General features: G+C 59.6%; 23 protein-coding genes. 12 read left to right on the forward strand and 11 right to left on the reverse strand.

Annotated features, from left to right (window positions below):
- Positions 1-106: 106 nt before the first annotated feature.
- The gene (locus EST62_RS13615; protein ID WP_245153381.1) at positions 107-262 is read left to right on the forward strand and encodes a M15 family metallopeptidase; all 156 of its coding nucleotides are present in this window, start codon (positions 107-109) and stop codon (positions 260-262) included.
- Between the two features lie 135 nt (positions 263-397).
- On the opposite strand, the gene EST62_RS00900 is transcribed toward EST62_RS13615, so the two are convergent.
- The gene (locus EST62_RS00900) at positions 398-958 is read right to left on the reverse strand and encodes a hypothetical protein (protein ID WP_129050233.1); all 561 of its coding nucleotides are present in this window, start codon (positions 956-958) and stop codon (positions 398-400) included.
- 503 nt (positions 959-1461) lie between these two features.
- Between EST62_RS00900 and EST62_RS00905 the strand changes: the two genes are divergently transcribed.
- Positions 1462-3018 (forward strand): YifB family Mg chelatase-like AAA ATPase, encoded by a 1557-nt coding sequence (locus tag EST62_RS00905; RefSeq protein ID WP_129050234.1) that lies wholly within the window; start codon positions 1462-1464, stop codon positions 3016-3018.
- 116 nt (positions 3019-3134) lie between these two features.
- On the opposite strand, the gene sppA is transcribed toward EST62_RS00905, so the two are convergent.
- Both sppA and EST62_RS00915 read right to left on the reverse strand, forming a co-directional pair.
- Complete coding sequence (gene sppA / locus EST62_RS00910) at positions 3135-4943, reverse strand: signal peptide peptidase SppA (protein ID WP_129050235.1); 1809 nt, start codon at positions 4941-4943, stop codon at positions 3135-3137.
- A gap of 16 nt (positions 4944-4959) precedes the next feature.
- On the reverse strand, positions 4960-5943 hold the full coding sequence (locus EST62_RS00915) for an ABC transporter ATP-binding protein (protein ID WP_129050236.1): 984 nt from the start codon (positions 5941-5943) through the stop codon (positions 4960-4962).
- A gap of 100 nt (positions 5944-6043) precedes the next feature.
- Here EST62_RS00915 and rsmI point away from each other — a divergent pair, with 100 nt between their 5' ends.
- From rsmI to acs, 5 genes are all read left to right on the forward strand, one after another.
- Positions 6044-6778, forward strand: coding sequence for a 16S rRNA (cytidine(1402)-2'-O)-methyltransferase (gene rsmI, locus EST62_RS00920; RefSeq protein WP_129050237.1), 735 nt, complete (start codon positions 6044-6046; stop codon positions 6776-6778).
- Positions 6762-7616: a pantoate--beta-alanine ligase gene (panC, locus tag EST62_RS00925; RefSeq protein ID WP_129050238.1), complete on the forward strand. Its 855-nt coding sequence runs from the start codon at positions 6762-6764 to the stop codon at positions 7614-7616. The genes rsmI and panC overlap by 17 nt, the downstream gene beginning before the upstream one ends.
- A 205-nt stretch (positions 7617-7821) precedes the next feature.
- The gene (locus EST62_RS00930) at positions 7822-10035 is read left to right on the forward strand and encodes a polyribonucleotide nucleotidyltransferase (protein WP_129050239.1); all 2214 of its coding nucleotides are present in this window, start codon (positions 7822-7824) and stop codon (positions 10033-10035) included.
- A 116-nt stretch (positions 10036-10151) separates the two neighbouring features.
- A complete protein-coding gene (gene leuS, locus EST62_RS00935; protein ID WP_129050240.1) occupies positions 10152-12572 on the forward strand; it encodes a leucine--tRNA ligase in 2421 nt (806 codons plus the stop codon).
- Positions 12573-12729: 157 nt separating this feature from the next.
- Positions 12730-14709: an acetate--CoA ligase gene (gene acs, locus EST62_RS00940; RefSeq protein ID WP_129050241.1), complete on the forward strand. Its 1980-nt coding sequence runs from the start codon at positions 12730-12732 to the stop codon at positions 14707-14709.
- Positions 14710-14813: 104 nt separating this feature from the next.
- On the opposite strand, the gene EST62_RS00945 is transcribed toward acs, so the two are convergent.
- From EST62_RS00945 to EST62_RS00960, 4 genes are all read right to left on the reverse strand, one after another.
- Positions 14814-14969: a hypothetical protein gene (locus EST62_RS00945; protein ID WP_129050242.1), complete on the reverse strand. Its 156-nt coding sequence runs from the start codon at positions 14967-14969 to the stop codon at positions 14814-14816.
- 30 nt (positions 14970-14999) lie between these two features.
- A complete protein-coding gene (locus tag EST62_RS00950) occupies positions 15000-15290 on the reverse strand; it encodes a helix-turn-helix transcriptional regulator (protein ID WP_129050243.1) in 291 nt (96 codons plus the stop codon).
- 53 nt (positions 15291-15343) lie between these two features.
- On the reverse strand, positions 15344-15646 hold the full coding sequence (locus EST62_RS00955) for a ferredoxin (protein ID WP_129050244.1): 303 nt from the start codon (positions 15644-15646) through the stop codon (positions 15344-15346).
- A gap of 82 nt (positions 15647-15728) precedes the next feature.
- Positions 15729-16265: a hypothetical protein gene (locus EST62_RS00960; RefSeq protein ID WP_167599093.1), complete on the reverse strand. Its 537-nt coding sequence runs from the start codon at positions 16263-16265 to the stop codon at positions 15729-15731.
- Between the two features lie 100 nt (positions 16266-16365).
- On the opposite strand from EST62_RS00960, the gene EST62_RS00965 reads away from it, so the two are divergent.
- A complete protein-coding gene (locus EST62_RS00965) occupies positions 16366-16917 on the forward strand; it encodes a hypothetical protein (protein ID WP_129050246.1) in 552 nt (183 codons plus the stop codon).
- Positions 16918-17009: 92 nt separating this feature from the next.
- Here the strand turns inward: EST62_RS00965 and EST62_RS00970 are convergent, their stop codons facing one another.
- A complete protein-coding gene (locus EST62_RS00970; RefSeq protein WP_129050247.1) occupies positions 17010-17486 on the reverse strand; it encodes a TspO/MBR family protein in 477 nt (158 codons plus the stop codon).
- 227 nt (positions 17487-17713) lie between these two features.
- On the opposite strand from EST62_RS00970, the gene EST62_RS00975 reads away from it, so the two are divergent.
- A complete protein-coding gene (locus EST62_RS00975; RefSeq protein ID WP_129050248.1) occupies positions 17714-18523 on the forward strand; it encodes an inositol monophosphatase family protein in 810 nt (269 codons plus the stop codon).
- Between the two features lie 397 nt (positions 18524-18920).
- Positions 18921-20324, forward strand: a complete 1404-nt coding sequence (locus EST62_RS00980) for a bifunctional UDP-3-O-[3-hydroxymyristoyl] N-acetylglucosamine deacetylase/3-hydroxyacyl-ACP dehydratase (RefSeq protein WP_129050249.1) — start codon at positions 18921-18923, stop codon at positions 20322-20324.
- Positions 20325-20630: 306 nt separating this feature from the next.
- On the opposite strand, the gene EST62_RS00985 is transcribed toward EST62_RS00980, so the two are convergent.
- From EST62_RS00985 to EST62_RS00995, 3 genes are read right to left on the reverse strand one after another with little or no spacing between them, the layout of a single operon-like run.
- Positions 20631-21185: a CDP-alcohol phosphatidyltransferase family protein gene (locus tag EST62_RS00985; RefSeq protein WP_129050250.1), complete on the reverse strand. Its 555-nt coding sequence runs from the start codon at positions 21183-21185 to the stop codon at positions 20631-20633.
- 30 nt (positions 21186-21215) lie between these two features.
- Positions 21216-21782, reverse strand: a complete 567-nt coding sequence (gene ruvC / locus EST62_RS00990; protein WP_129050251.1) for a crossover junction endodeoxyribonuclease RuvC — start codon at positions 21780-21782, stop codon at positions 21216-21218.
- Between the two features lie 3 nt (positions 21783-21785).
- On the reverse strand, positions 21786-22541 hold the full coding sequence (locus tag EST62_RS00995; protein ID WP_129050252.1) for a YebC/PmpR family DNA-binding transcriptional regulator: 756 nt from the start codon (positions 22539-22541) through the stop codon (positions 21786-21788).
- A 194-nt stretch (positions 22542-22735) separates the two neighbouring features.
- Between EST62_RS00995 and pheA the strand changes: the two genes are divergently transcribed.
- Positions 22736-23578: a prephenate dehydratase gene (gene pheA / locus EST62_RS01000; RefSeq protein ID WP_129050253.1), complete on the forward strand. Its 843-nt coding sequence runs from the start codon at positions 22736-22738 to the stop codon at positions 23576-23578.
- On the forward strand, positions 23575-26448 hold the full coding sequence (gene polA, locus EST62_RS01005) for a DNA polymerase I (protein ID WP_129050254.1): 2874 nt from the start codon (positions 23575-23577) through the stop codon (positions 26446-26448). The genes pheA and polA overlap by 4 nt, the downstream gene beginning before the upstream one ends.
- Positions 26449-26533: the final 85 nt, after the last annotated feature.

Raw genomic sequence — 26533 nt, forward strand, 5'->3', positions numbered from 1 at the left:
GGATACTCCAACCACAACTTCGGCATCGCCTTCGACATTGGCGTATTCGAGGGAAACAAATATCTGCCGGACTCGCCCAAATCACAAGGCCGTCGGCACGTTGGGAGTGGACTTGGGACTCGAATGGGGAGGAAACTGGAAAACCATCGTTGACCAGCCCCACTATCAGCTCCGGCCCGACTGGGCGAAAGAGATGCCCGAAAAGCAGATGCTCGCCGAACTGCGCAACAGGCACAATAGCGGAGGCGGCGATTACGTATAGCTGAACCGAGCGTCAAGCTGTCCGGCCAGCTCGGTGGGTTGGCCAAGACAGGTTGGCGGAAAGGTGGGAGGGGGGGGAACTGGCCGCTGGATCGCCCACAAACTCAACTCTTGGGCGATCAGACTGACTGAAAGATTATGTCTGACTCGAAAACCCCAAGTCTTTGAATAGAGCATTGATAGATTCAGTGATTCGATTTATGACAGCCATATAGCCCTCACTTTTCGATGCAAGCACTTCAGGTGCAGGATCATCAGACGCAAGCCAAAGTTCCATGTTCGAGCCCAGAGATAGTTGATAGCACAAGCGTTCAAAGACTGCGCGGGACGTCTCGGAGAGAAAGATCAGGTTTTCATCCAATAACGTTTCGATTTCGTTCCAGTGGCTGTTTATGGACTTGTTGTCGTTTGCATCAAGCTGATCTGGACGAGGAGAAAACTCACCTCCTTGTTCTGCACTCACGTGAGCATTGCAATATCGCTGAAGAGAAACCAGACGCTTTTGGATCAATTTGAAGGCGGCAAGTCGCTCCGAATATAGGATGTCAGTACGTTTCCATTCTGACTTGACCTCTTCAAGCTTTTTGTCATACTCGTGCTTGATGGAACCTTCAATACGTGACTTTGCCCAGTAACCAAAAACGGAATTCACTGCCGCAACAACAGCACCAATTGATAGAAGGTCGGAGATGTCCATAAAACCTTACAATATTTAGACTGATCTGCCTATTTCAGGAAATGAAGAAAGGCTCTTTCTGCATAAGACAACCTCAAAATCATAATCGCAAATCAGCCATTTAATTTATAAACAACTTAAATGGATTAACAACCACTTATTAATCCAGCAGTCATCCCACCACCAAAATCATTGACACCTGCTCCGTATCGACCCAATACCAGTATCTTTCCATGAACATGTGTCAGTTTATCGCCATTTTACTTCGTTTAATACCATTGAATAACCGTCGTTGCTCTTTCGTAAGAGGACGGCCACAAGAGCCGTCCCTACAGTTATGAACGACAGATTTTGCCGAAGAAAATCATGTTCATTATCCGTGTGCGGTATCGATCCTGATACAGGAGGCTCGCAAAGCGGAATTCACCGTATTTTTCCGTATAATCAGGCAAGAGCGGCGGTTATCCCCTTACCCTTTGTGACCGGCGCTGGCAGTGAATCAACCCCTACTCATTGTCTCATATATGCTTACCAAACTCTGCGCGGCTGCGCTGCTGGGCATCGATGCCCTGAAGGTCGAGATTGAAACTAATGTTTCCGGCGGCTTGCCCGCCTTCACGGTGGTCGGATTGCCGGACAGCGCGATCAAGGAGAGCCGGGAGCGGATTCTGACGGCTATCCGTAACTCTGGCTTCGAGTTACCGTCGAAGAAAATAACGGTCAACCTTGCGCCTGCGGACGTCAAAAAAGAGGGCACGTCGTTCGATCTTGGCATCGCCGTCGGGCTGCTCGGCTCGCTTGGCGAGATCAAGGGGCAGTTCGAGGAGACCATCGTGCTCGGCGAGTTGGCGCTCGACGGCTCGGTGCGGCGCATCAGCGGTACGCTGCCGATGGCCGTGATGGCCGCGAAGGAGAATATCCGCTGGATGATCGTGCCGAAGATGAACGCGGCGGAGGCGGCGGTGGCCATTTCGGCGACCGGCGCGGCGACGCAGGTGTTCGGCGTCGAAACGCTCGTCGAGGCCGCCGGGCTGCTCAACGGCTCCATCACGCCCGAACCGGTGAGCGTGAACGTTGCGGAGCTGTTCGACTGCGAGCCGGAGTACCCGGTCGATTTCGCCGAAATCAAGGGGCAGCTCGCCGCCAAAAAAGCGATCGAAATCTCGGCGGCAGGCGGGCACAACCTGCTCATGATCGGCCCGCCCGGCAGCGGCAAAACGCTGCTGGCCAAGGCGATTCCGGGCATTCTGCCGCCGCTCGGCTTTGAGGAGTCGCTCGAAACGACCAAGATTTACTCGGTCTCAAGCCTGCTCGAACGCAATCGTCCGCTCATGATCACGCGCCCCTTCCGCAACCCGCACCATACGAGCAGCAACGTCGCCCTGATCGGCGGCGGAGCGCAGGCCAAACCGGGCGAGGTGAGCCTGGCGCACAACGGTGTGCTCTTTCTCGACGAGCTGCCGGAGTTCACGCGCAGCGCGCTCGAAGTGCTGCGCCAGCCGCTCGAAGACCGCGAAGTGACCGTCTCGCGCGCGGCGCTGACGACGCGCTACCCGGCGGGCTTCATGCTTGTGGCCGCGATGAACCCCAGCCCCGCCGGGCCGCTCAAGGATCGCGACGGCCTACCGACCGCCTCGCCGGAGCAGATCCGGCGCTACCTCTCCAAAATCTCCGGCCCGCTGCTCGACCGCATCGACATCCACATCGACGTGCCGAAGGTCGAAAACATCGAGCTGTTCTCGAACAATCTGGCCGAAAGCTCCAGCGCTATCCGCAAGCGGGTGATCGCGGCCCGGGCCGTGCAGCACGAGCGCTTCGCCGCGCTGGCGTCGCCGCGCATTTTTACCAACGCGCAGATGAACTCGAAGCTGATCCGCAAGTTCTGCAAGCTCGACCAGCAGAGCGCCGAAAAGCTGATGGACGCCATGAACCGCCTGAACCTCTCAGCCAGAGCGCACGACCGCATTTTAAAAGTAAGCCGCACCATCGCCGACCTCGACGGCGCGGAGCATATCGAAATGAAGCACCTCGTGCAAGGCATCCAGTACCGAAGCCTCGACCGCGAGTTCTGGAGTTTTTGAGGGGGAGGGAATCAGACGGATCGGACTGGTTGGACCGATCTGTCAGAAAAAGATTTTGCGGAGCTGTGCGCCATTCCGCAGGGCGGCCACAAGAGCCGCCTCTACATTATCCATTATCATTTAATCTCCACTTCGACCGGGTCGAGCGCCAGCACTTGAGGCTCTTCGGCGCGGAGGAGGTAGCGGGCGGTTTTTGTGCCGGGCAGGTTGGCGAGCGGTTGCAGCTCGCCGAGCGATTGCAGCTCGCCGAGCGATTGCCGGAGCGCTCCGGCGGTCAGCGCCGAGGTCAGTTGCGATGCGTCGCCCGCGAGCAGATATTCGAGCCAGGTTTTGCGGGCGGGCAGGTAGAGCAGCTCCGGCTTGACTTTGGCGCCCATCTTCGCGAGTTTTTGGGCCTCCTGCACGGCCTCGTCGAGGCCGCCGATGCGGTCGATGAGGCCCACTTCGAGCGCACGCTTGCCTGTCCACACCCGGCCTCCGGCCACGGCATCGACCTCGGCGGGAGTCATGTGGCGACTGCGCGACACCTTGCCGATGAAATCGTCATAAATCACGCCGGTGGTCTCGACGAACTTGCGGAACGAGGCGTCGTCAAACGCCTTGAAGGGCGTGTAGGCGTCGGCGAAACGTCCGCGCGTCAGCACTTCGCGGTGGATGCCGGTTTTTTCGAGCAGACCGCCGAAGTCCGGCTTGAGCGAAAAGACGCCAATCGAGCCGGTCACGGTCATCGGCTCGGCGTAGATTTTGCTACCCGCGAGCGCCACCATGTAGCCGCCCGAAGCCGCCACGCCGGACATCGAGGCCACGATCGGCTTCCTCGCTTTCGCCTCGTCGAGCAGTTCGAGCATCGTCGAGGCTGCAAGCGCATCGCCGCCGGGGCTGTCGATGCGCAGCACGATAGCCTTGACCTTCGGGTCGTCGAGCGCGGTCTGGAGCGCCTGCTTCACGGTGGAGACGTCGGTTCCTTCGCCGTCGCCCATGCCCTTCGCGCCGTCGCTGACGATCATGCCGGTGATGGCGACCACGGCGATCCGGTCGCCGCCGCCCTGCGGCCTCATGCCGCCAGTCGCATCGAGATACTCCCGTCCGCCCACGAACAGCTCTCCGACGGGCTTGCCGAGCCGCTCTTCGTACTCCTTTTCAAGCTCGCGCTCGGTGGCCACCCGGTCGATCAGTCGCAGCGCGAGCGCTTTTTCAGGCGTCAGCACGGCGAGCGAATCGATCACATTCCTGAAAGCCTCCTTGCCGATTTTTCGCTGCCGCGACACGGAATCGAGATAATCGGCCCAGGCGTCGTCGAGCAGCGCATTGGTCTCTTCGAGGCTCTCCGGGCTTGGCGAACTCCGGGTAAAGGACTCGACGGCGCTCTTGTACTTTTTCCACTGCGCCGCCTGGAAACTCACGCCGAGCTTTTTGAGCGGATCGGCAAAAAAGAACATCTCGGCCTTCAGACCGTCGAGCGTCATCCACGACCCATTCCGGACGATGACTGAATCGCAGGCGGCGGCGAGCCGGTAATCTTTGTCTTCGGGCGTGTTCAGCAAAGCGGTCACCTTTTTGCCCGATTTCCGCAGCAGGGCTATGGAGCGTTCAAGCTCCTGAACCTTCGCCGCCGGAGCGCTGAGAGCGTCGATTTCGAGCAGCACCGACTCGACGCGCTTGTCGGTTCTGGCCCGGTCGAGCATACTCAGCAGCTCTTCGAGCGAAAGTTGCTGGCCTCCTCCGGCGAACGGAAACGAAGTCGCAGCCGAGGTACGCTCGTCGATAACGCCGTTCACCGGCACCCGGAGCACAAAGCTGCCCGGAAGCCGGTTGCCCCAGTGATGCGCGAGCCACCCCAATCCGGCGAGCAGCAGCACGGCGACAACCGCCGTCAGGCATCCGGCGCGGAAACATCCGCCTTTTTTTCTGTTCGTATCGGCCATATTGTGTTCAATGAATTCACTGATAAAGAATGCAGCTCACCTTGTGCGACAGGTCATCCTCGAGCGGCAGCAGCTCCGGCTCGCGCTTCCGGCACTCCTCTTTGGCGAAGGGGCAGCGGGGGTGGAAGTTGCACCCCTCCGGAATCGAGAGCGGCCCCGGAAGATCGCCATTCAGCACGATGCGCTCGCGCTTGCCGCCAAGCTCCGGCATCGGAATGGCCGAGAGCAGCGCCTGGGTGTAGGGGTGCTTCGGATTGGCGTAGAGCGCTTCGGCTTCGGCGATTTCGACGATCTTGCCGAGGTACATCACCGCAACGCGATCCGAGATGTACTCGACCACCGAGAGGTCGTGCGCGATAAAAAGATAGGTCAGCCCCAGCTCGCGCTGCAAATCCTTGAGCAAATTGATGATCTGCGACTGGATCGAGACGTCGAGCGCCGAGACCGGTTCGTCGCAGATGATGAACGACGGGTTCACGGCCAGCGCCCTGGCGATGCCGACGCGCTGGCGCTGGCCGCCGGAGAACTCGTGCGGATAGCGGCTGGCGTAGTCGCGGTTGAGGCCCACCGTGTCGAGGAGCTGGTCGATTTTCCTGGCGGTGGCCGACGCGCCTTTGGTGATGCCGTGCACCTTGAGCACCTCGCCGAGCGTCTGCCCGATGGTCAGGCGCGGGTTGAGCGAGCCAAAGGGATCCTGGAAAATCATCTGCATCTCCGTGCGCAGCGGCCTGAACTCCCGGTTGCCAAGGTCGGTGATGTCGCGGCCACGAAAAACGATTTTGCCCCCTTTCGAGGGCTGCACGAGCCGGATGATCGCCCTGCCAAGCGTGGTCTTGCCGCAGCCCGACTCGCCGACCAGGCCGAGCGTTTCGCCCCGGAACACCTCGAACGACACGCCGTTGACCGCTTTGGCCACCTGCCTGCCGCCGGAAAGTCCGGCGCTCCTGACCGGAAAATGCACCTTCAGGCCGCTGACCGACAGTATCTGTTCACGCTGCATGGGCTTGCATCAATCTGTTTCTCATATTTTTTACTATAATGCCGGAGACAATATACAAGCTTCCCGAATAAAGGCCACCGACGATAATCTGGTGCAACCCTTGACACATTCCCGCGACGAACATAAAGGCGCGCTCTCCGTGGTGGCCACCCCGCTCGGCAACCTCGACGACATGACTTTCCGCGCGGTCAAAACGCTGCGCGACGCGGGCGCGATTGCCTGCGAGGATACCCGGCGCACCTCGATTCTGCTCAAGCACTTCGGCATCGAGGGCAAGCGGCTGGTGAGCTACCACAGCTTCAACGAAGAGCGCGCCGTCCGGCAGGTGATCGAGCTGCTCGAAGCGGGCGAGGACGTGGCGCTCGTGACCGACGCGGGCACGCCCGCCATCAGCGATCCCGGCTACACGATGGCGAGCGCCGCGCACTCGGCGGGCTTGCCGGTGGTGCCGGTGCCGGGCGCGAGCGCCCTGACGGCGGCGCTCTCGGTTTGCCCGCTGCCGTCGAGCAGCTTCTTCTTCGCCGGGTTCCTGCCGCACAAAAAGGGGCGCAAAAGCCGCCTCGAATTCCTCGCCTCGCTCGACAGCACCGTCGTGCTGTACGAATCGCCGCACCGGATCGGCAGGCTGATGGAGGAGGTAAAGGAATATTTCTCCGACGCGCAGGTGTTCGCCGCGCGTGAAATCACCAAGATGCACGAAGAGTACGTCACCGGCGCGCCCGACGAGCTGGCGGCCCACTTCACCGGCCAGAAGCAGCGGGGCGAGTTCGTCGTAGTCGTCCATCCGGCAGACAAACGTTCAAAAAAGAGACAGGAACATGCAGATCATCACTGACCCCGCCGAAATGCAGAAGATCGCCGAAAAGCTGCGCCTCCAGCACCAGTACATCGGCGTCGTCATGACGATGGGCGCTCTGCACGAGGGGCACCTGAGTCTGGTGAAACTCGCAAAGGCCCATGCCGGAACGGTCATCATGACCATCTTCGTCAACCCGACGCAGTTCGGCCCGGAGGAGGATTTCCACCGCTATCCGAGGCCTTTCGAGCAGGACGCGGCGCTCGCCCGGTCGGCGGGCGTTGACTACCTCTTCGCGCCGTCGGCGGAGGCGATCTACCCGGAGGGATACGCGACGATGATCGATCCCGGCCCGATAGCGACGCGCTTCGAGGGCGCTTCGCGCCCCGGCCACTTCAGCGGCGTGGCCACGGTGGTGGTCAAGCTGCTCGGCATCACGCGCCCGCACCTCGCCATCTTCGGCGAAAAGGACGCCCAGCAGCTCACGGTCATCCGGCGGGTGGTAGCCGACCTGAATATCGCCGTCACGATTCTCGGCGCTCCTGTCGCCCGCGAAAGCGACGGACTGGCCACCAGCTCGCGCAACATCTTCCTCTCCTCGGACGAGCGCCAGCAGGCGGCGGTGCTCTACCGCGCCATCCGGTACGCCGCCGAGCAGATCGAACAGGGCCGCGCCGACCTCGACGCCATCGCCTCGGAAGCCGAAGCGCTGGTGCGCTCCGAGCCGGACGCCGAGCCGGACTATCTCAGCTTCGTCGATGACGCCACCTTCGAGCCGCTCACGCAAGCCGCGCCCGGCAAAGCCTGCCGCCTCGTCATGGCCGTGCGCATCGGCTCGACCCGGCTGATCGACAACTGGAGATTTGAGTGCGCGTGATGCTTTTTTTAGTGATGACAGCGGTAGCACGAAAGCACGTCCAGCACTGGAAGGCAACAAATTTATAGTATATTACTTGACTTTTTAAATTTTTGAATTGGCTTCGACCTCGACCGGCATCCAGAGTCCTGATTTTTCCGGCGACATGGCATCGCCGCGAAGGTCAACCGAAGAGGTTCATCACTACTAACCACAACAGATTTACATGTTTATCAAAAAAGAGATCGATCTTGGACAGGGGAAGGTAATCACGATCGAAACCGGTAAAATGGCCAAACAGGCCGACGGCTCGGCGGTCGTTTCGCTGAACGACACCATGGTGCTCGCCACGGTGGTATCGAGCAAAACGCCTCCATCGCCAAATCAGGACTTCTTTCCGCTCCAGGTCGAGTACCGCGAGAAATATTCCGCGGCAGGCAAGTTCCCAGGCGGCTTCTTCAAGCGCGAAGGCCGCCCGTCAGAAAAGGAGATTCTCTCCGCCCGCCTGATCGACCGCGCCCTGCGCCCGCTCTTCCCTGACGGCTACTACCACGAAACCCAGATCATCATTTCGGTCATCTCCTCCGACACGATCAACGACGCCGACGTGCTCGGCGGCATCGCCGCTTCGGCTGCCATCATGGTCTCCGACATTCCGTTCCAGAACCCGATGTCCGAAGTTCGCGTCGGTCGCGTCAACGGGTTCTTCCTCGTCAACCCCGACATCAACGAGCTGTCGCAGAGCGATATGGACATCTGCATCGGCGGCACCGAGGACACCATCTGCATGCTCGAAGGCGAGATGAAGGAGATCTCCGAAGTCGAAATGCTCGACGCCATCCGCTTCGGCCACGAAGCCATCAAGAAAATCTGCGCCCTCCAGCGCGAGCTCGCCACCGAGGTCGCCAAAGCCAAGCGTCCCTTCGCGCCCACGCTGCCACCGGCTGACCTGGTTGCCGTCGTGGAGGCCAACTGCGCCGCCGAGCTGAAAGCGCTCGCCTACACGCCACTCGCCAAAGAGGAGCGCGCCGAGCAAACCAAGGCGATCTACAAGGAGACTTTAAAGAAGACCCTTGCGCACTTTGAGTCCATCATCGACAAGGGCGTCCTCGAAAACGCCATGATCGAAGGTGATCATTCAAGGGCGCTCTGCATGAACGAGCACATGATCGAAGAGTGCATCCACTCGGTCGAAAAGAAGGTGATGCGTCACATGATTCTCGACGATAGCAAACGCCTCGATGGCCGCTCGCTCGACCAGGTTCGCCCGATCAGCATCGAGCTGGGTCTGATTCCGAGGGCTCACGGTTCGGCGCTCTTCACCCGCGGCGAAACGCAGGCGCTCGTCACGCTGACGCTCGGCACCAAAAAGGACGCCCAGTCGGTCGATACGCTCACCGACGACAAGGACAAGCGCTTCATGCTGCACTACAACTTCCCGCCCTTCTCGGTTGGCGAAACCGGCAGGGTCGGCGGCACCGGACGGCGCGAGATCGGTCACGGCAACCTCGCCGAGCGCTCCATCAGAATGGTGATGCCTCCGGAACAGGAGTTCCCCTACACGGTGCGCCTTGTGTCGGACATCCTCGAATCGAACGGTTCGTCGTCGATGGCCTCGGTCTGCGGCGGCACGCTCGCCGCGATGGACGGCGGCATCCCGCTCCGTAAGCCGGTCTCCGGCATCGCGATGGGCCTCATCAAGGAGGGCGACCACTACGCCGTGCTCTCCGACATTCTCGGCAACGAGGATCATCTCGGCGACATGGACTTCAAGGTGGCTGGCACCCGCGACGGCATCACCGCCTGCCAGATGGACATCAAGATCGACGGCCTCGACTACCACATCCTCGAAACCGCGCTCGAACAGGCGCGTCACGGACGCCTGCACATCCTCGACATTATGACCGAGGCCCTTCCCGAATCACGCGAAGACATCGGCAGGTACGCGCCGCGCCTCACAAGCATCCAGATTCCGGTCGATGCCATCGGCATGGTGATCGGCAAGGGCGGCGAAACCATCCGCAGCATCACCGAGGAGACCGGCGCGGAGATCAACATCGAAGACGACGGCACGGTGACGATCGCCTGCTCCAGCCCCGAAGGCACCAAGGCGGCTGTCGAGACCATCAAGACCCTCGTCTCCAAACCCGAAGTCGGCACGGTCTATATGGGCAAGGTTCGCGACATCCGCGACGAGCTTGGCGCCTTCGTCGAGTTCCTGCCGAAAACCGATGGTCTGGTGCACATCTCGGAAATCTCGAAGCAGCGCATCGCCAAGGTGAGCGACGTGCTCAAGGTGGGTGACCGGATCAAGGTGAAGCTGATCGACGTGCGCAAGGATCCGCGCACCGGCAAGACCAAGTTCGCCCTCTCCATCAGGGCGCTGCTCGACGAAGAGGGCGCCGAGAGCAACGGAACGCCAAAAGAACAGCAGGGCTGAGCATAGCGAAACTGAATCAAAGGCAGTGCAGGAGAACGAAGAATTCTGCGCTGCCTTTTTTCATTACCGGCGCGGGATTATCTTCCCTGCACCTTTTTGAACATGACCGGAGAATCATGAAATACGACTTTTCAGCACTGGAGAAAAAGTGGCAGGCCCGGTGGGCGAGCGAACAGACCTTCGCCTCCTCCGACGACCAAGAGAAGCCCAAATATTACGTGCTTGACATGTTCCCCTATCCAAGCGGATCGGGCTTGCATGTCGGCCACCTCGAAGGGTACACCGCCACCGACATCGTCGCCCGCTACAAGCGCTGCCGCGGCCACAACGTGCTGCACCCGATGGGGTGGGACGCCTTCGGCCTGCCCGCCGAACAGTTCGCCATCAAAACCGGCACGCACCCGCGCCTGACCACCGAAAAGAACGTCACGAGCTTCCGCGAGACCCTCAAGAGCATGGGCTTCTCCTACGACTGGAGCCGCGAAATCAACACCACCGATCCGAACTACTTCAAGTGGACGCAGTGGATTTTCCTGAAACTCTACGAAAAAGGGCTGGCCTACATCTCGGAGGTCGATGTCAACTGGTGCGAGGAGCTGAAGGTGGTGCTGGCCAACGAGGAGGTGGATGAGAAGCTCGCCGACGGCTACACGGTGGTGCGCCGCCCGCTGCGCCAGTGGGTGCTGAAGATCACCGCCTACGCCGAGCGGCTGCTCGAAGAGCTCGATGAGGTGGACTGGCCGGAGAACGTCAAGCAGATGCAGCGCAACTGGATCGGACGTTCCGAGGGGGTCGAGATCGACTTCGAGCTGCGCTGCCACCGCACCAACCTGCGGGTTTACACCACCCGGCCCGACACGCTCTTCGGCACGACCTACCTCGTCATTTCGCCGGAGCACCCGATGGCCGAGAAGCTCGCCATCGCCCAGCAGCTCGTGGAGGTCAAGCGCTACATCGAGCAGGCCAGGCTCAAAACCGAGCTTGAGCGCACCGGCTTGCAGAAGGACAAAACCGGCGTCTTCACCGGCTCCTACGCCATCAACCCGGCCACGGGCGAAGCGCTGCCGGTCTGGATTTCGGACTTCGTGCTCACCAGCTACGGCACCGGCGCGATCATGAGCGTCCCGGCGCACGACAGCCGCGACTGGGAGTTCGCCAAAAAATTCGGCCTGCCGATCCGCGAAGTCATCAAAAGCCCGCACGACGTCGAGGAGGAGGTGTTCGACGGCAAGGAGAGCCTCTGCGTGAACTCCTCGAACGACGAGATCAGCATCGACGGCCTCGATTTCAAAACCGCCTTCGAGCGCATGGCCACCTGGCTGGAGTCGAAGGGCAAGGGCAAACGCAAGGTGAACTACAAGCTGCGCGACTGGGTCTTCAGCCGCCAGCGCTACTGGGGCGAGCCGATCCCGATCAAGCACTACGACGACGGCTCGATGCGCCCCGAAACCGCGCTGCCGCTCACGCTGCCGGAGGTCGAGGCCTACCACCCGACTTCGACCGGCGAGTCGCCCTTGGCCAACATCGAGGAGTGGCTTTACGGCGAGGACGAGCACGGCGCGTTCCGCCGCGAGACCAACACCATGCCGCAATGGGCCGGAAGCTGCTGGTACTACCTGCGCTTCATCGACCCCGAAAACAGCGAGGCGCTCGTCGATCCTTCGCGCGAAAAATACTGGATGAACGTCGATCTCTACATCGGCGGCGCGGAGCACGCGGTCTTGCACCTGCTCTACTCGCGCTTCTGGCACAAGGTACTCTACGACCTCGGCGTCGTCAGCACCAAGGAGCCGTTCCAGCGCCTCTTCAACCAGGGGATGATTCTCGGGGAAGATGGGGAGAAGATGTCCAAGTCACGCGGCAACGTCATTCCCGCCGACCACGTGCTCAACAGCTACGGCGCGGACGCGGTGCGGCTCTACGAAATGTTCCTCGGCCCGCTCGAACAGGTCAAGCCCTGGAACACCCACGGCATCGAGGGGATCAGCCGCTTCCTCAACAAGGTGTGGCGCCTGGTCTGGCCGGAGAACGCCGAAGAGCCGAGAGTGAGCGACGACAAACCGTCGGATACCCTCCTCAAGCGGATGCACAAGGCGATCAAAAAAGTGAGCGAGGATACCGAGCAGCTCAAGTTCAACACGGCCATCTCGGAGATGATGGTGCTCGTCAACGAGCTGACCAGAGCCGGATGCTACAGCCGCGAGGCGGTCGAGACCGTGCTCGTGCTGCTCTCGCCCTTCGCGCCGCACCTGGCCGAAGAGCTTTGGCAGACGCTCGGCCACTCGGAATCGATCAGCGGAACCGCATGGCCGGAGTTCGACGCGAAGCTCGCAGCGGACGACGTCGTCACCATCGCCGTGCAGGTCAACGGCAAGCTGCGCGGCGCCTTCGAGGCTCCGGCGGGCTGCTCGAAAGAGGAGATGATCGAGGCGGCCCGAAAGGTCGAGAGCGTCGCAAAGTTCCTCGAAGGGCAGAGTATCGTCAAGGAGATCGCCGTGCCGGGCAAGCTGGTCAATTTTGCCGTAAAGCTCCAGTGAGGGAACAAAATGATGCGTGGCATCATCTGTTTTTTTCTGTAACTTTTTGGACTCAATTAAATAAAGGGTATCCGGCCAGCCCTGACCAATCCGGCCGACCGGTCAGCGCCCTTTCAAGGGGCGATGACATTTTTTTCAATACAAAACTGTGTTACCAATGGCTACCGAGCAAACAACAGGCCAGTCCTCTGAATCTATCAGTTCGGTTCTTTCAGAACGGAGGAAATTTCCGCCGCCGGATGTGTTCTCTTCCACAGCGCACGTCTCAAGCATGGAGCAGTATGAACAGCTCTATGCCGATGCAGCCGCCGATCCCGACAAGTACTGGGGCGGCCTTGCGGAACAGTTCCACTGGTTCAAAAAATGGGACTCGGTACTTGAATGGAGTGCTCCGTACGCCAAATGGTTCAATGGCGGTACCACCAACATCGCCTACAACGCCCTCGACGTGCACGTCGGCAGTTGGCGCAAAAACAAGGCGGCCATCATGTGGGAAGGTGAAGAGGGCGACGAGCGCATCCTCACCTACGGCGAGTTGCACCGTCAGGTCAGCAAGTTCGCCAACGTCCTGAAAATCGCCGGTATCAAACCGGGTGACCGCGTGGCCATCTACATGGGCATGGTGCCCGAACTGGTTATCGCCGTGCTCGCCTGCGCACGGGTCGGCGCGGTGCACAACGTGATCTTCGCCGGATTCTCGGCCCACTCCATCTCCGAGCGCGTCAACGACTCCCAGGCCAAGCTGGTCATCTGCGCCGACGGCACCCGCCGCCGCGGAGGCACCATCAACCTCAAGAACATCGTTGACGAAGCAATCGTCAACACCCCATCGGTGCGCAACGTCATTGTCCTCAAGGTGACCGGCGAAACGATCCACATGCACGACGGCATGGATCACTGGTGGCACGACCTGATGGGTCTGGCCGACGACGTGTGCGAACCTGCCCAGCTCGAATCGGAGCACCCGCTCTTCCTGCTCTACACCAGCGGCTCGACCGGTAAACCGAAAGGCATCCTGCACACCACCGCCGGCTACATGGTGCACGCAGCCTCGTCGTTCAAATATGTGTTCGACATCAAGGATGAGGATATTTACTTCTGCACGGCTGACGTCGGCTGGATCACCGGCCACAGCTACATGGTTTACGGCCCGCTGCTCAACGGCGCGACCGTCTTCATGTACGAAGGCGCTCCGAACTACCCGCAGTGGGATCGCTTCTGGGACATCATCAACCGCCACAAGATCACCATTTTCTACACCGCGCCGACGGCCATCCGCGCCTTCATCCGCGCCGGTAACGAGTGGGTCACCAAGCACGACCTCCGTTCGCTCAGGCTGCTCGGCACGGTCGGCGAGCCGATCAACCCCGAAGCCTGGATGTGGTACCACAAGTACGTCGGTCAGGAGAAGTGCCCGATTGTGGATACCTGGTGGCAGACCGAAACCGGCGGCATCATGGTCTCCCCAATGCCGGGCGCAACCCCGACCAAGCCGGGCACGGCCACCCGCCCGCTGCCGGGCATCATGGTCGATGTGGTGCGCAAGGACGGCACTCCGTGCAACGCCAACGAGGGTGGCTACCTGGTCGTCAAACACCCGTGGCCCTCGATGCTCCGCACGATTTATGGCGACAACGAGCGCTACGAAAAGACCTACTGGTCGGAGTTCCCCGGCATGTACTTCACCGGTGACGGCGCCCGCAAGGATGATGACGGTTATATCTGGATCATGGGCCGCGTCGATGACGTGGTCAACGTCTCCGGCCACCGCCTCGGCACCAGCGAAGTCGAAAGCGCTCTCGTCTCGCACGAAGCGGTCGCCGAAGCCGCCGTGGTCAGCCGTCCGGACGACATCAAGGGCAACGCGCTGGTCGCATTCGTGACGCTCAAGGACGGCTACGAAGGCGACGCCAAGCTGCGCGATTCGCTCGGCAAGCACGTCCAGAAGGAGATCGGCGCCATCGCCAAGCCGGATGAAATCCGCTGGGCCAAAGGCCTGCCGAAGACCCGCAGCGGCAAAATCATGCGCCGCCTGCTTCGCGAACTCGCCACCTCCAACGAGATCAAAGGCGACGTCACCACGCTCGAAGACCTCGGCGTCATCGAGAACCTCCGCGAAAAAGAGGACGAAGCATAAGCTGAAACCAGCACCAAAACGAAACAAGCCCCGGCCATAAAAACCGGGGCTTGTTTGTTTCCAGTAGAATCGTCTTAAACTCTTCTCTTATAAGACCTATAAAATCACTCTTTTCCCTCAACCTTCTTCTCGCCCTCCGGAACACAAGGGTGTGACGGCTGGTCGCCGTGGCACTGCTTGATGGTTTCGGGTGAGCACTTTTCGGGAGTGCCTTTCAGCATTTCGGGCTTCTGGCAGCAGCAGGATTTTTCTTCACTCATGATTTAACTCCGGTTGGATTGATAATGCTTTCACTCATTTTCATTCGTGACGCCGAGCAACGCTGACGCAATCCCGTTCCATTCGGCAAGCACCCCCTTGTCCACGCGGTAATGCACCGAATAACCGCGCCGTTCAGGAAGCACGACTTCCGCATCGCGCAAAACCCGAAGATGCTGCGAAACCGCCGCCGGGGTGATATCAAGGGCCTTGGCCAGCGCGTTGACGCACAACGACCGCTCCTTCAGCAGCTCGACGATCCGAACCCTGGAACCCACGGAAAGCACCTTGAAAATCCGGGCCATGTTGTCAGCGTTACTCATCAAATCAATTTAATTAAGTGAACGCGCATACACTAAAACATTTTCAAACAAGCTCAGGTCTCGTTCATCAAACGCTCTATCGCTGACAAAATTTCCTCCACATCATCCGGAGTGACACCGGAAAACCAGAGCTTCTTCGGATAGATCATCACATTTGGCCCCTCGCCGCAAACCCCCAGGCACCCGGACGTCGAAACCCGCACCTTCCCTTTCCACCCTTTGGCATCAACAGCCTCCTTCAATTTCGCTTTCACAAGCAGGCTGTCACCATCCACACAAGATTTCCGCTCCCCTTTGCGGTCGTTGGTGCAGACAAAGACATGCGCGATGAATGGCGTTTCGTTTTGAGTAAGCATGATAGAATATCTCCGTAGTGTAATATTTAGTCTAATGTTGCCCACAAGCTGTGCCGATTTTCAGCGTCGACTTGATGTTTTTTTAGCTGTCTTTTCTCAGATAGAAAATATTGGCTTTCAGGTGTGGTTTGTACTTGGCACAGTAACGAATTATCTCCTCGTCCAATCCCAGCGTGCCTAGCGATGTTTCTGCCCCCTCTATAAAATGTCCGATAGGGCTGTTTCTTTGGTTCTTTATGTAGACCTCGACGTCCCCCTGTACTTCACAGTCGGCTTCATCAGCCCAACAACCGTAGCTCATCCTCTTTACATACACTAAGCAATCAACTGACGTTTCGGCTTTTTCCAGCACACTCAACAAACACACACCGTCAATAACAAAGCATTCTAATTCAGACGCGTTCTGTTTAATAGCTTCATATTTCAGATAATCTCGAAATCCACCACGACCTTTATCCAGATAGTTATCAAGATTTATGTGGCTCAGACCCAATAATCTCGCCAATGATGCCGCCAATGTTGACTTGCCTACGCCACTCATCCCATCGACGCCAATACGGTAATAACCGTTGTCACGAATATGTGCTGCCAATTGATTGACATCATCCATTTCCATCATCCTTTAACTGGTAACATTAATTTGCGCCATCATCACCTCACATAAAAATTCCCTACTTTTCAAGGTAATCTTTCCACCGAAAATAAAATCACTTCACACCATGCGACCAGCACACATCATCCGGATTTTTCCGCTCTGCACAGTCCTGCTTTTCGCAGGATGCGGCGGCAACTCGTCTCAGCAATCTGAACCCGGCGGCGGCAATGCGGCGGTTCAACAGCAGGCCTCGAAAATCATCGAACCCTGCCAGCTCATTTCGCAGGAGGAGGCCGCCAAGCTGCTTGGGGAAGCGGTCAAGCCTGCGGAGAAAAGTGAACAGCAGGTGGTGGGCATGAAGCTCTGCCTGTACAACCCGGCCAGCGGCGAACCGATACCCTTCTTGCAGGTCTCGCTGACCCAAGACGCATTCTTCCCGCCCGGCGGCGTCGGCGCGGCGTCGATCTACAAGAGCCTCAAGGATAATTTCAAGGATATGAGAACCGACATCGAAGGCGTAGGCGACGAAGCGTTCATCACAACCGGCGGCATTTACATTATGGCTGACGGCTACTACATCCAGATCGGAGCCGGAAACACCAGCAATGCTGCCATCCGGCAAAGGCTGATCGAAGCCGGAAAAATGGCCGTCGCGAAGCTGAAAACACTGGAGTAGAGCTATTCAAACAAAAGTTCTCCTGTACGACTTATAAGTCCTATAGGTCGTATGTGACTTATAGGACTTATAAGCCCCCCCGGCCTGCTCTTTCACGGATTCAGTTGCAAAATGGTGAAGTTCAGGAAAGAGGCGAAGCTCACCCAAGCGAGATAGGGCGCAAGCAGCAGTGAGGCCGGTTTCGAGACTTTGGCGAAGGCCAGCATGGTCAGGACGATGAAAATCCAGAGTAGCGCGATGACGACCAGCGCCTGCATCGGTGATTGCATTCCGAAAAACGACGCCGACCAACCGAGGTTCAGCATCAATTGAACCGCGAACAGCGCAACGCCCGCTTTGACCTCGTTCTTCTGCCACCCCGCGCCGAGCACCTTGGCGAGCGCCGTGCCCATCATGATGAACAGCACGGTCCAGACGGGCGCAAAGAGCTGGTCCGGTGGATTCCATTCCGGCTTGTTGAGCGTGGTGTAATACCAGGAACCCGGCTCCGGCGTGAAGGTGCTTCCGGCAAAGCCGACCGCAAGGCAAAGGCCGATGCAGAGCGCGAGGGTGAGAATTCGTTGTGACATAACCGGGGATTGTTTGATGAAGCCAGAGTTTCACACTACACAAGCTCGATGGCGGGCAGTTAATTCCCGGCGCGGACTCTTCTTGCGGATCGTCGTACAATGGCGGGCGGGCCAAATGGACAACGTGGCGACGAAGGAGGCTCTTTTTTCCGCCAGTACTGTTTGTTTCGCGGCTCAATATTCTTTTCATTCATCATTCATAATTCATCACTCATCATTCGCACTCCATGTCCCTCGAACTCCAGACGGCTGTCAAAGCAGCCAAAGCCGCAGGCGCTATCACCCTTTCACGATTCGGCGAACTCTCCCAGCGGGAGATCGTCGCCAAGGAGTACAAGGATTTCGTGACCGAGGTTGACAAGCAGTGCGAGGCCACCATTGCGGCCACCATCGCCGAGGCGTTTCCGGAAGACGGGCTGCTCTGCGAGGAGGGCACGAGCGGCAAGGGCGCGTCCGGGCGCACCTGGATCGTCGATCCGCTCGACGGCACGCTGAACTTCATCCACTCGTTTCCGCTCTTCGGCATCAGCATCGCCATGCGCGACGCTTCGGGCGAACTCGCGGTCGGCGTTGTCTATCAGCCGGTGCTCGACGAGCTGTTCACCGCCGTCCGGGGCGAGGGCGCGCTCCTGAACGGCGAGCGCATCGGCGTTTCAACTCGCGATGAAAACGGGAGTTACCTGTTCGCCACCGGGCTGCCTTTCAGGGATTACGACCACTACATCGACGGCTACATCGGCTTGCTGCGGGATGTCATCGCCGATTCGGCGGGCATCCGGCGCGCCGGTTCGGCCTCCATCGACCTGGCCTACACCGCCGCCGGTCGGTTCGACGGCTTCTTCGAGTACCGGCTCTTTCCGTGGGATTTCTCGGCGGGCGTGCTGCTGGTGCGCGAGGCGGGCGGCATCGTGACCGGCTTCAGCGGCTCCGACGACGTGTTCGCCCACACGAGCATCATCGCCGGAAGCCCCGTCACCCATCCGCTGCTGCTGGAAAAGGCGCGGAGGCAGTTCGGGGGAAAGCCGGGCAATCCCTGACAACGATTTGCATGAATTGCGACAAAAGAAATTGGGCTAAAGCCCAGGTATTTTTTCTGACTGACTCTCCCCGGCTTGAAAGCCGGGGCAATTTGAATGTAAGACAACTGAATGTCCGACGGGCTAAAGCCCGTCTGAGTACAAGATGGATTGCGGCGTGCCTGAGCGAGCTGGGTATGCTCCTCAGCAATTGCCCCGGACTTCAGTCCGGGGTATATGCGGTTTAAAAAATCCAGGCTTCAGCCTAATTTCTTTTTCAATTTTCCCTGAACAGATACACACTGTTCAAGGTATGGATGCGGTAGGCAGCCAGAAAATTGCTCGTCACAACCCCGATTTGAAGAGTTAGCGACGCTTTCGTATCTTTGGAATTTTCCATCGCAAGCTCACGTCATCCATGCTCATTCATCAGCGCACCCTCCAGAACGAAATTTCGCTCACGGGGATCGGCCTTCACACTGGCCGGGAATGCACGATTACTTTCAAGCCCGCGCCGGTCAACACCGGCTATATTTTTGTCAGAAACGACATCGATGATTGCCCGGAAATTCCGGCGCTGATCGACCACGTCGTCGATGTGCTGCGCGGCACCACCATCGGCATCGGCGAGGTCAAGGTGCACACCACCGAGCATGTGCTCGCCGCGCTGTACGGCTTGCAGATCGACAACTGCCGCATCGAACTGAGCGGCCCCGAACCGCCGGTGCTCGACGGCAGCTCCCGTCCCTTCGCCGAAGCGCTGCTTTCGGCGGGCATCGCCGAGCAGGACGAGCCGAAAAATTACCTCGTCATCGACGAGACCATCGAGTACCACAATGCCGAAAAGGGCGTGGACATCGTCGCCCTGCCGCTCGACGGCTTCCGCGCGACGGTGATGGTCGATTACAAAAACCCGGCGCTCGGCTCGCAGCACTCCGGCCTGTTCGACCTCGACAAGGAGTTTCTCGACGAATTCTCACCGTGCCGCACCTTCTGCTTCCTCTCCGAGGTCGAGGCGCTGGCCAACCAGGGCATCATCAAGGGCGCGGACATCGACAACGCCATCGTGATCGTTGACAAGCAGCTCGACGAGTCGCAGATTCAGGGGCTTGCGGGCAAGGTCGGCGTGGACGCTTCGCACCTCGTGCTCGGCGAGAACGGCATTCTGAACAACCGCGAGTTGCGCTTCACCAACGAACCGGCCCGCCACAAGCTGCTCGACCTGCTCGGCGACCTGGCGCTGCTCGGAATGCCGGTGAAGGCGCAGATACTCGCCGCCCGCCCCGGTCACGCCTCGAACGTGGAGTTCGTCAAGCAGCTCAAGAAGTACGCCGACCGCAACAAGCTGGCCCGCCAGTTCCAGCACGAAAAGAAGGCTGGCGTGATCTTCGACATCAACGCGATCATGAAGATTCTGCCGCACCGCTACCCGTTCCTGCTGATCGACAAGATCGTCGAGTTCAAGCTCGACGAAAAGATCGTGGCGATCAAGAACGTCACGATGAACGAGCCGTTCTTCCAGGGCCACTTCCCCGGCAATCCGGTGATGCCTGGCGTGCTCATCATCGAAGCGATGGCGCAGACCGGCGGCATCATCATGCTCAACGGCAACGAAAACATTCAGGAGTCGGTGGTCTTCTTTATGGGCATCGACAAGGCCCGATTCCGCAAGCCGGTGCTACCGGGCGACACGCTGGTCATCGAAGCGATCATGACCAACAAGCGCCGCTCGGTCTGCCAGTTCGACGCCAAGGCCTACGTGCGCGGCGAGCTGGTCTGCGAAGCTTCGCTGATGGCCACCGTCATGAGCAAAAAGAGCTGAGGCGACACGAGAAAATACGTCATATCAAAAAACCCCGGAATTCCGGGGTTTTTTGATGATTTCCACACCCATCCACACCTTGCCCACAGCCCAGCCAACAGGTTGCCAACAAGTTATCCACATTTTCAACACTATCGGAAAAAGTGCGTAAACAGTTCACATCTCATTGAAATGAGAGTACTTAACAGCTCTGTCATATACTTTTGGGTGTTACGTGTACGCACTTATCCATATTGAGGGCGTTAATGTATGGATAACATCCCGCATTGAAAGAGATTAGGGGAAAAACGGGTTCGAGAGAGGAGGTCAGGCCTTCAATTCGGCCCCTTTCTGGATTCTGTAGAACCTGATGCAGTATTCTACAAACGAGTAGAAAAGCATGGCGGCGGACAGATACATGAAGAACTCCTTCACCGGCCACTGCCGGAACAGGGGAAGCGGCCAGACCATCGTGATGAACATCATCGAAACGAAGCCCACCGCCCATTTGCCGGGCCAGAGCGAGGTGGTCAATACGTTATGCCGGTGACGTATCCACGCGGCGCCAAAAAAGATCACCAGGTCGCGAAGCACCACGAACGTCACGAACCAGAGCGGCAACTCCCCTTTCCAGAGGTAGTAGAGCGCAACGCTTGCCAGGCAGAGCTTGTCGGCCAAGGGGTCGAGAATCTTGCCCATGTCTGAAACCTCGTTGGTCCACCGGGCCGTCTGGCCGTCGAACCAGTCGCTGAGCAGCGCGACAAACATGATGATGATGGCGGTTTGCGTGTCACCCGCATCGAGGCTGTAAATAAACCAGGGAATCAGGAGAATCCTCAGGAAACTCAGCGAATTGGGAAGATTGAAAATATGTCCCTGCACGATCGGTCTTGTTTTGTTCCAGGAAAATTCTCAGGCCACCAGCTCCGGGTGGTCGGTCACGAAGGCCGCCCACCCCCGGCTCCGGCTGTTCCCGCTTTTCTTTGTTCCGCCTTCAGGCCAAATGGCCGACGCGCCCCGCGCCAGATCGCAATACGCGATGCCAAGCGCGTCGGTGACGTCGAGCGGCTTCGGCTCAAGGCCAAATTCGAGCAGCCGCGACAGCATCGCCGCCACCTGCTCCTTTCGCGCCGAACCGGTGCCGGTGACGGCAAGCTTGATCTCGCGCGGCGCGTATTCGCGCACGGGCAAGCCGTGCTTCAAGACCGTGGCGAGCATCGCGCCCCGCACCTGGCCGAGAATCAGGGCGCTCCTGACGTTGCGCCCCACGAAGGCCGTTTCGAGCGCCACCGCTTCGGGCCTCAGCCGCACGACCACCTCGTCGATGCCAAGGCAGAGCTGGGCGATCCGCTCATGCAGCGTGGCCGAGGCGCGAGGGCGGACAAGTCCGCACCCCACGACGCGATAGCCTGCCGCCGTTCCGGCAATGACGCCATAGCCGGTCTTGCGGCTGCCCGGATCGATGCCCAGCACAATCATAAATTATTCTTCGTCAAGAGCATTCATCACGCTTTCGCTGATGTCCATGTTGCTATAGACCGCCTGGGCGTCGTCGCTGTTTTCGAGCGCGTCGATCAGCTTGAGCGCCTTGCGGGCGTCCTCGATGTCGAGTTCGACATAGTTGCCCGGAATCATGTCCATCTTGGCGTTCTGGAACGGAATCTTTGCATCTTCGAGCGCCTTCTTGACCGGCTCCAGATCCTTCACGTCGCTCAGGACGGTGTAGTACTGTTCGTCGTCGCTCTCCAGCTCTTCGAGGCCCGCGTCGAGCAGCAGCTCCATCAGGTCGTCCTCGGAGATGGCCGATTTCGGCACCTCGACGGAACCCTTGCGACTGAACATCCAGCCAACGCTGCCGCTCTCGCCGAGCGAACCGCCGCTGCGGCTCATCAGGTGGCGGATGTCGGCCACGGTGCGGTTGCGGTTGTCGGTCGCCGTCTCGATGATGATCGCGATGCCGCCGGGGCCGTAGCCCTCGTAGGTGATCTCTTCGTAAGTCGCGCCTTCGAGTTCACCGGTGCCCTTCTTGATGGCGCGCTGGATGTTGTCCATCGGCATCGAGTTGGCCCGCGCCGTATCGATGGCGAGCCGCAGACGCGGGTTGCCCGACGGATCGCCGCCGCCCATTTTGGCCGCGATGGTGATCTCCTTGACGAGCTTGGTGAACAGGTTTCCTCTCTTCTGGTCGGTGACGGCCTTTTTGCGCTTGATGGTCGCCCATTTACTGTGTCCTGACATAGATTACAAACCGATGATTGATGGTATTCCGGAAATGACGCGGTTATGAAAAGATTTCTTTTACTTTAAGAAAAGCAAATTCCGCAGGGTATAAAATTAAAAGCGCCTCTGAAAATCGCCACGGTTCCCGACAATTGCCGGGCCGGGTCGGCAAGGTTTCAAAGGCGTCCTTAAATTAAATACAAGAACGAAGAATGACAAACTGGTTGATCGCTTATCAGGGAGAACCCGGCGCGTACAGTGAAATTGCAGCGCTACGGTTCGGCGAACCGCTGCCTTGTGAAAGCTTCGACGATGTGTTCGCCGCCGTGACCGACGGAAAGGCGGACTACGCCGCCATTCCCATCGAGAACTCTCTCGGCGGCAGCATCCACCAGAACTACGACCTCCTGCTCCGCCGTCCGGTGGTGATTCTCGCCGAGACCTTCGTCAAGGTGGAGCACTGCCTGCTCGGCCTCGTCGGCGCATCGGTGGAGACGGCGACCAAAGCGATGTCGCACCCGCAGGCGCTGGCGCAGTGCCACAACTTTTTCGCCACGCATCCGAACATCAAAGCCGAAGCGGCCTACGACACGGCGGGAAGCGCCAAGATAGTGGCTGAGAATGGCGACAAGTCGGCGCTCGCCATCGCCTCGAAGCGGGCGGGCGAGCTGTACGGACTCGACATTCTCCGCGAAAATCTCGCCGATGAGGAGTGGAACTTCACCCGCTTCTTCTGCATCGCTCGCGAGAACAAACCCGACACGGCGCATCTCAAAGTCCAGCCCGACACGGCGCGACCGAAGACCTCGATTGTCTTCGCGCTCCCCAACGAGCAGGGATCGCTCTTCCGGGCGCTGGCCACCTTTGCGCTGCGGGGTATCGATTTGACCAAGATCGAGTCGCGCCCGTCGCGCAAAAAGGCGTTCGAGTACCTCTTCTACGCCGACTTCATCGGCCACCGGGAGGACGAGAACGTTCACAACGCGCTCGAAAATCTCCGGGAGTTCGCCACGATGGTGCGGGTACTCGGCAGCTACGGGGTGGTGAACGCATGACGAGCGACAACCAGATCGGCCTGTTCGACGCGCCCGCGACCGAAACGCAGCCTCAGCCAGACCCGGTTCCAGACAAGAATCCCGATAACGCAATACAGGGCGGGCAAAAACCGGGCCTCTTTCTGCTCGACGGCATGGCGATGGTCTATCGCGCCTTCTACGCCTTGCAGCAGGCGCGGATGAGCACCCGCGACGGCGCTCCGACCGGCGCGGTGTTCGGTTTCGTTTCGAGCCTCTTCAGAATCATCGAGGAGTACCGCCCGGAGTACCTGGCCGTCACCTTCGACAGCCCCGAAAAGACCTTCCGGCACGAAAAGTACGAGGCGTACAAGGCCAACCGCCCCGCCCCGCCGGATGACCTTATCAGCCAGCTCGGCGACATCCGCGAGCTGATCCGGGCGTGCGGCATTCCGCTGGTCATCATGCCCGGCTTCGAGGCGGACGACCTCATCGGCACGGCGGCGCGAAAGTTCGAGGAGAGCTGCCGGGTCTTCATCGTCACGCCGGACAAGGATATGTCGCAACTGGTGCACGACGGCGTACGCATCCTCAAGCCCGGCAAGAAGCAGAACGAGTTCGAGCTGGTCGGCAGCGCCGAGGTGGCCTCGCAGTTCGGCGCGCCGCCGGAGCAGTTCATCGACCTGTTGACGCTCACCGGCGACACCTCCGACAATATCCCTGGCGCGAAGGGGATCGGCCCGAAAACCGCCTCCAGCCTGCTCGAAAAGTACGGCTCGCTCGAAGGCATCTACGCCAACCTCGACAAACTCACGCCAAAGACGCGCCAAAGCCTCGAAGCGTTCCGCGAAATGATGCCGCTGGTTCGGGAGCTGGTAACGATCCGCACCGATCTCGACCTGCCGCTCACCCTCGAAGCGCTGCACGCCAGCAAGCCCGACGCCGAAGCGCTCTTCGCGCTGCTCGCCCGGCTGGAGCTGAAGAGCATCGCCGCGCGCGCCCCCGCCGTGTTGCGCATCGACGCACCCGCCGCAACACCAGCCGCTTCCGCCGCGATCGCTCCGGCGGCGGCAAGTGCGGACGATCCCGGCGATCCGCCGCTCACTCCGGCAGGCGAAGGCTCCGAGTACCACCTCGTGGACAGCGAGGAGGCGTTCGACGCGCTTCTCGAAAAGCTCGAAAGCTCTGGTGGATTCGCCGTCGATACCGAAACCACGAGCCTCGACACCTTCGAGGCGGAGCTGGCGGGCATCTCCTTTTCGATCAAGCCCGGCGAAGCGTGGTTCGTCTATTTTGGTACGCCGGGGCTGGACGCAAAAACGACCGTCGCCCGGCTCAAGCCGCTGCTTGAAAATCCGGCCATCGGCAAGACGGGCCAGAACCTGAAGTACGACATGCTCGTGCTGAAGAACTATGGCGTCGAGCTTCAGCCGGTCGAGTTCGACACCATGCTCGCCAGCTACGTGCTCGATCCGGAGGCGCGGCACAACCTCGACGACCTGGCCGCGCTGCACCTCGGACGCCAGACCGTGAAGTACGCGGAGCTGGTCGGCGCGGGCAAAGCGGCCATCGGCATCTTCGAGGTCGAGCCGCAAAAGCTCTCGGACTACGGCTGCCAGGACGCCGACATAGCCCTCAAGCTCCGTCACGCGCTCGAAGAGCGGCTCGAACAAACCCCGGAGCTGTTCGACCTCTGTCGCCAGCTCGAATTCCCGCTGGTCAGCGTGCTGGCTGACATGGAGCACGAGGGGGTCTCGATCGACACCGCGCACCTCGCCAGGCTCGCCGTCAAGGTCAACGAGGAGCTGGTCGGGCTGACCGAGCGGATTTATGAAGCCACCGGCGAAACCTTCAACATCGACTCGCCGAAGCAACTCGGCCACATCCTGTTCGACGTCCTGAAGCTGCCCGCCAGAAAAGCGACCAAAACCGGCTACTCCACCAACGTGCAGGTGCTCGAAGAGCTGGCGATGCTCAATCCCGTCGCCTCCGACGTGCTGGAGTACCGGAGCCTGCAAAAGCTGAAAGGAACCTACATCGAGGCACTGCCGAAGATCATCAACCCGCGAACGGGTCGGCTGCACACCTCGTTCAACCAGTCGATCACCGCTACCGGGCGGCTCTCGTCGTCAAACCCGAATTTGCAGAACATCCCGATCCGCACGGCGCTCGGCAAGGAGATTCGCCGCGCCTTCATTCCGTCGAATCCGGAGAACCTCCTGCTCTCGGCGGACTACTCGCAGATCGAGCTGCGCATCGCCGCAGAGCTGTCGGGCGACCCGATGCTCATCGAGGCGTTCCGCAACCGCGAGGACATCCACGCCGCCACGGCGCGGGTGATCTTCGACACGGCGGAGGTGACGGCGGACATGCGGCGCAAGGCCAAGGAGGTCAACTTCGGCGTGCTCTATGGCATCCAGCCCTTCGGCCTCTCGCAGCGCCTCGGCATCGGCCAGAAGGAGGCGCGAGAGATCATCGACACCTACATGTCGAAATATCCCGGCATGTTCTCGTCGCTCCAGACGATCATCGAACAGGCGCGGACGCGCGGTTACGTCACCACGCTCATGGGCCGCCGCCGCTACGTGCCCGACCTCAACAGCCCGAACGCCAACATCCGCAAGGCCGCCGAGCGCGTCGCGATGAATACGCCGATCCAGGGCACAGCGGCGGACATCATCAAGCAGGCCATGTGCTCGGTCAGCCGCGAGCTGAAAAACGGAAGCTTCCGCTCGGTGATGCTCTTGCAGGTGCACGACGAACTGCTTTTCGAGACGCCGCCGGATGAAGAGGCTCTTCTGGTCGAGATGATCGAGCGGAACATGGTCGAAGCCGCCGCGAAATGCGGCGTGAAACGGGTGCCGGTGGAGGTGGATACCGGCTCCGGAAAAAACTGGCTGGAGGCCCATTAGCCGTTGACTATTCAAAAAATCTTTTTATATATTTCGTGAGCTTATTCGGAACCACGCTGTTATTTGCGAACCACTGCCTCAAAAC

This window comes from Chlorobaculum sp. 24CR (assembly GCF_004118635.1).
In the GTDB taxonomy this organism is placed as follows: Bacteria; Bacteroidota; Chlorobiia; order Chlorobiales; family Chlorobiaceae; genus Chlorobaculum.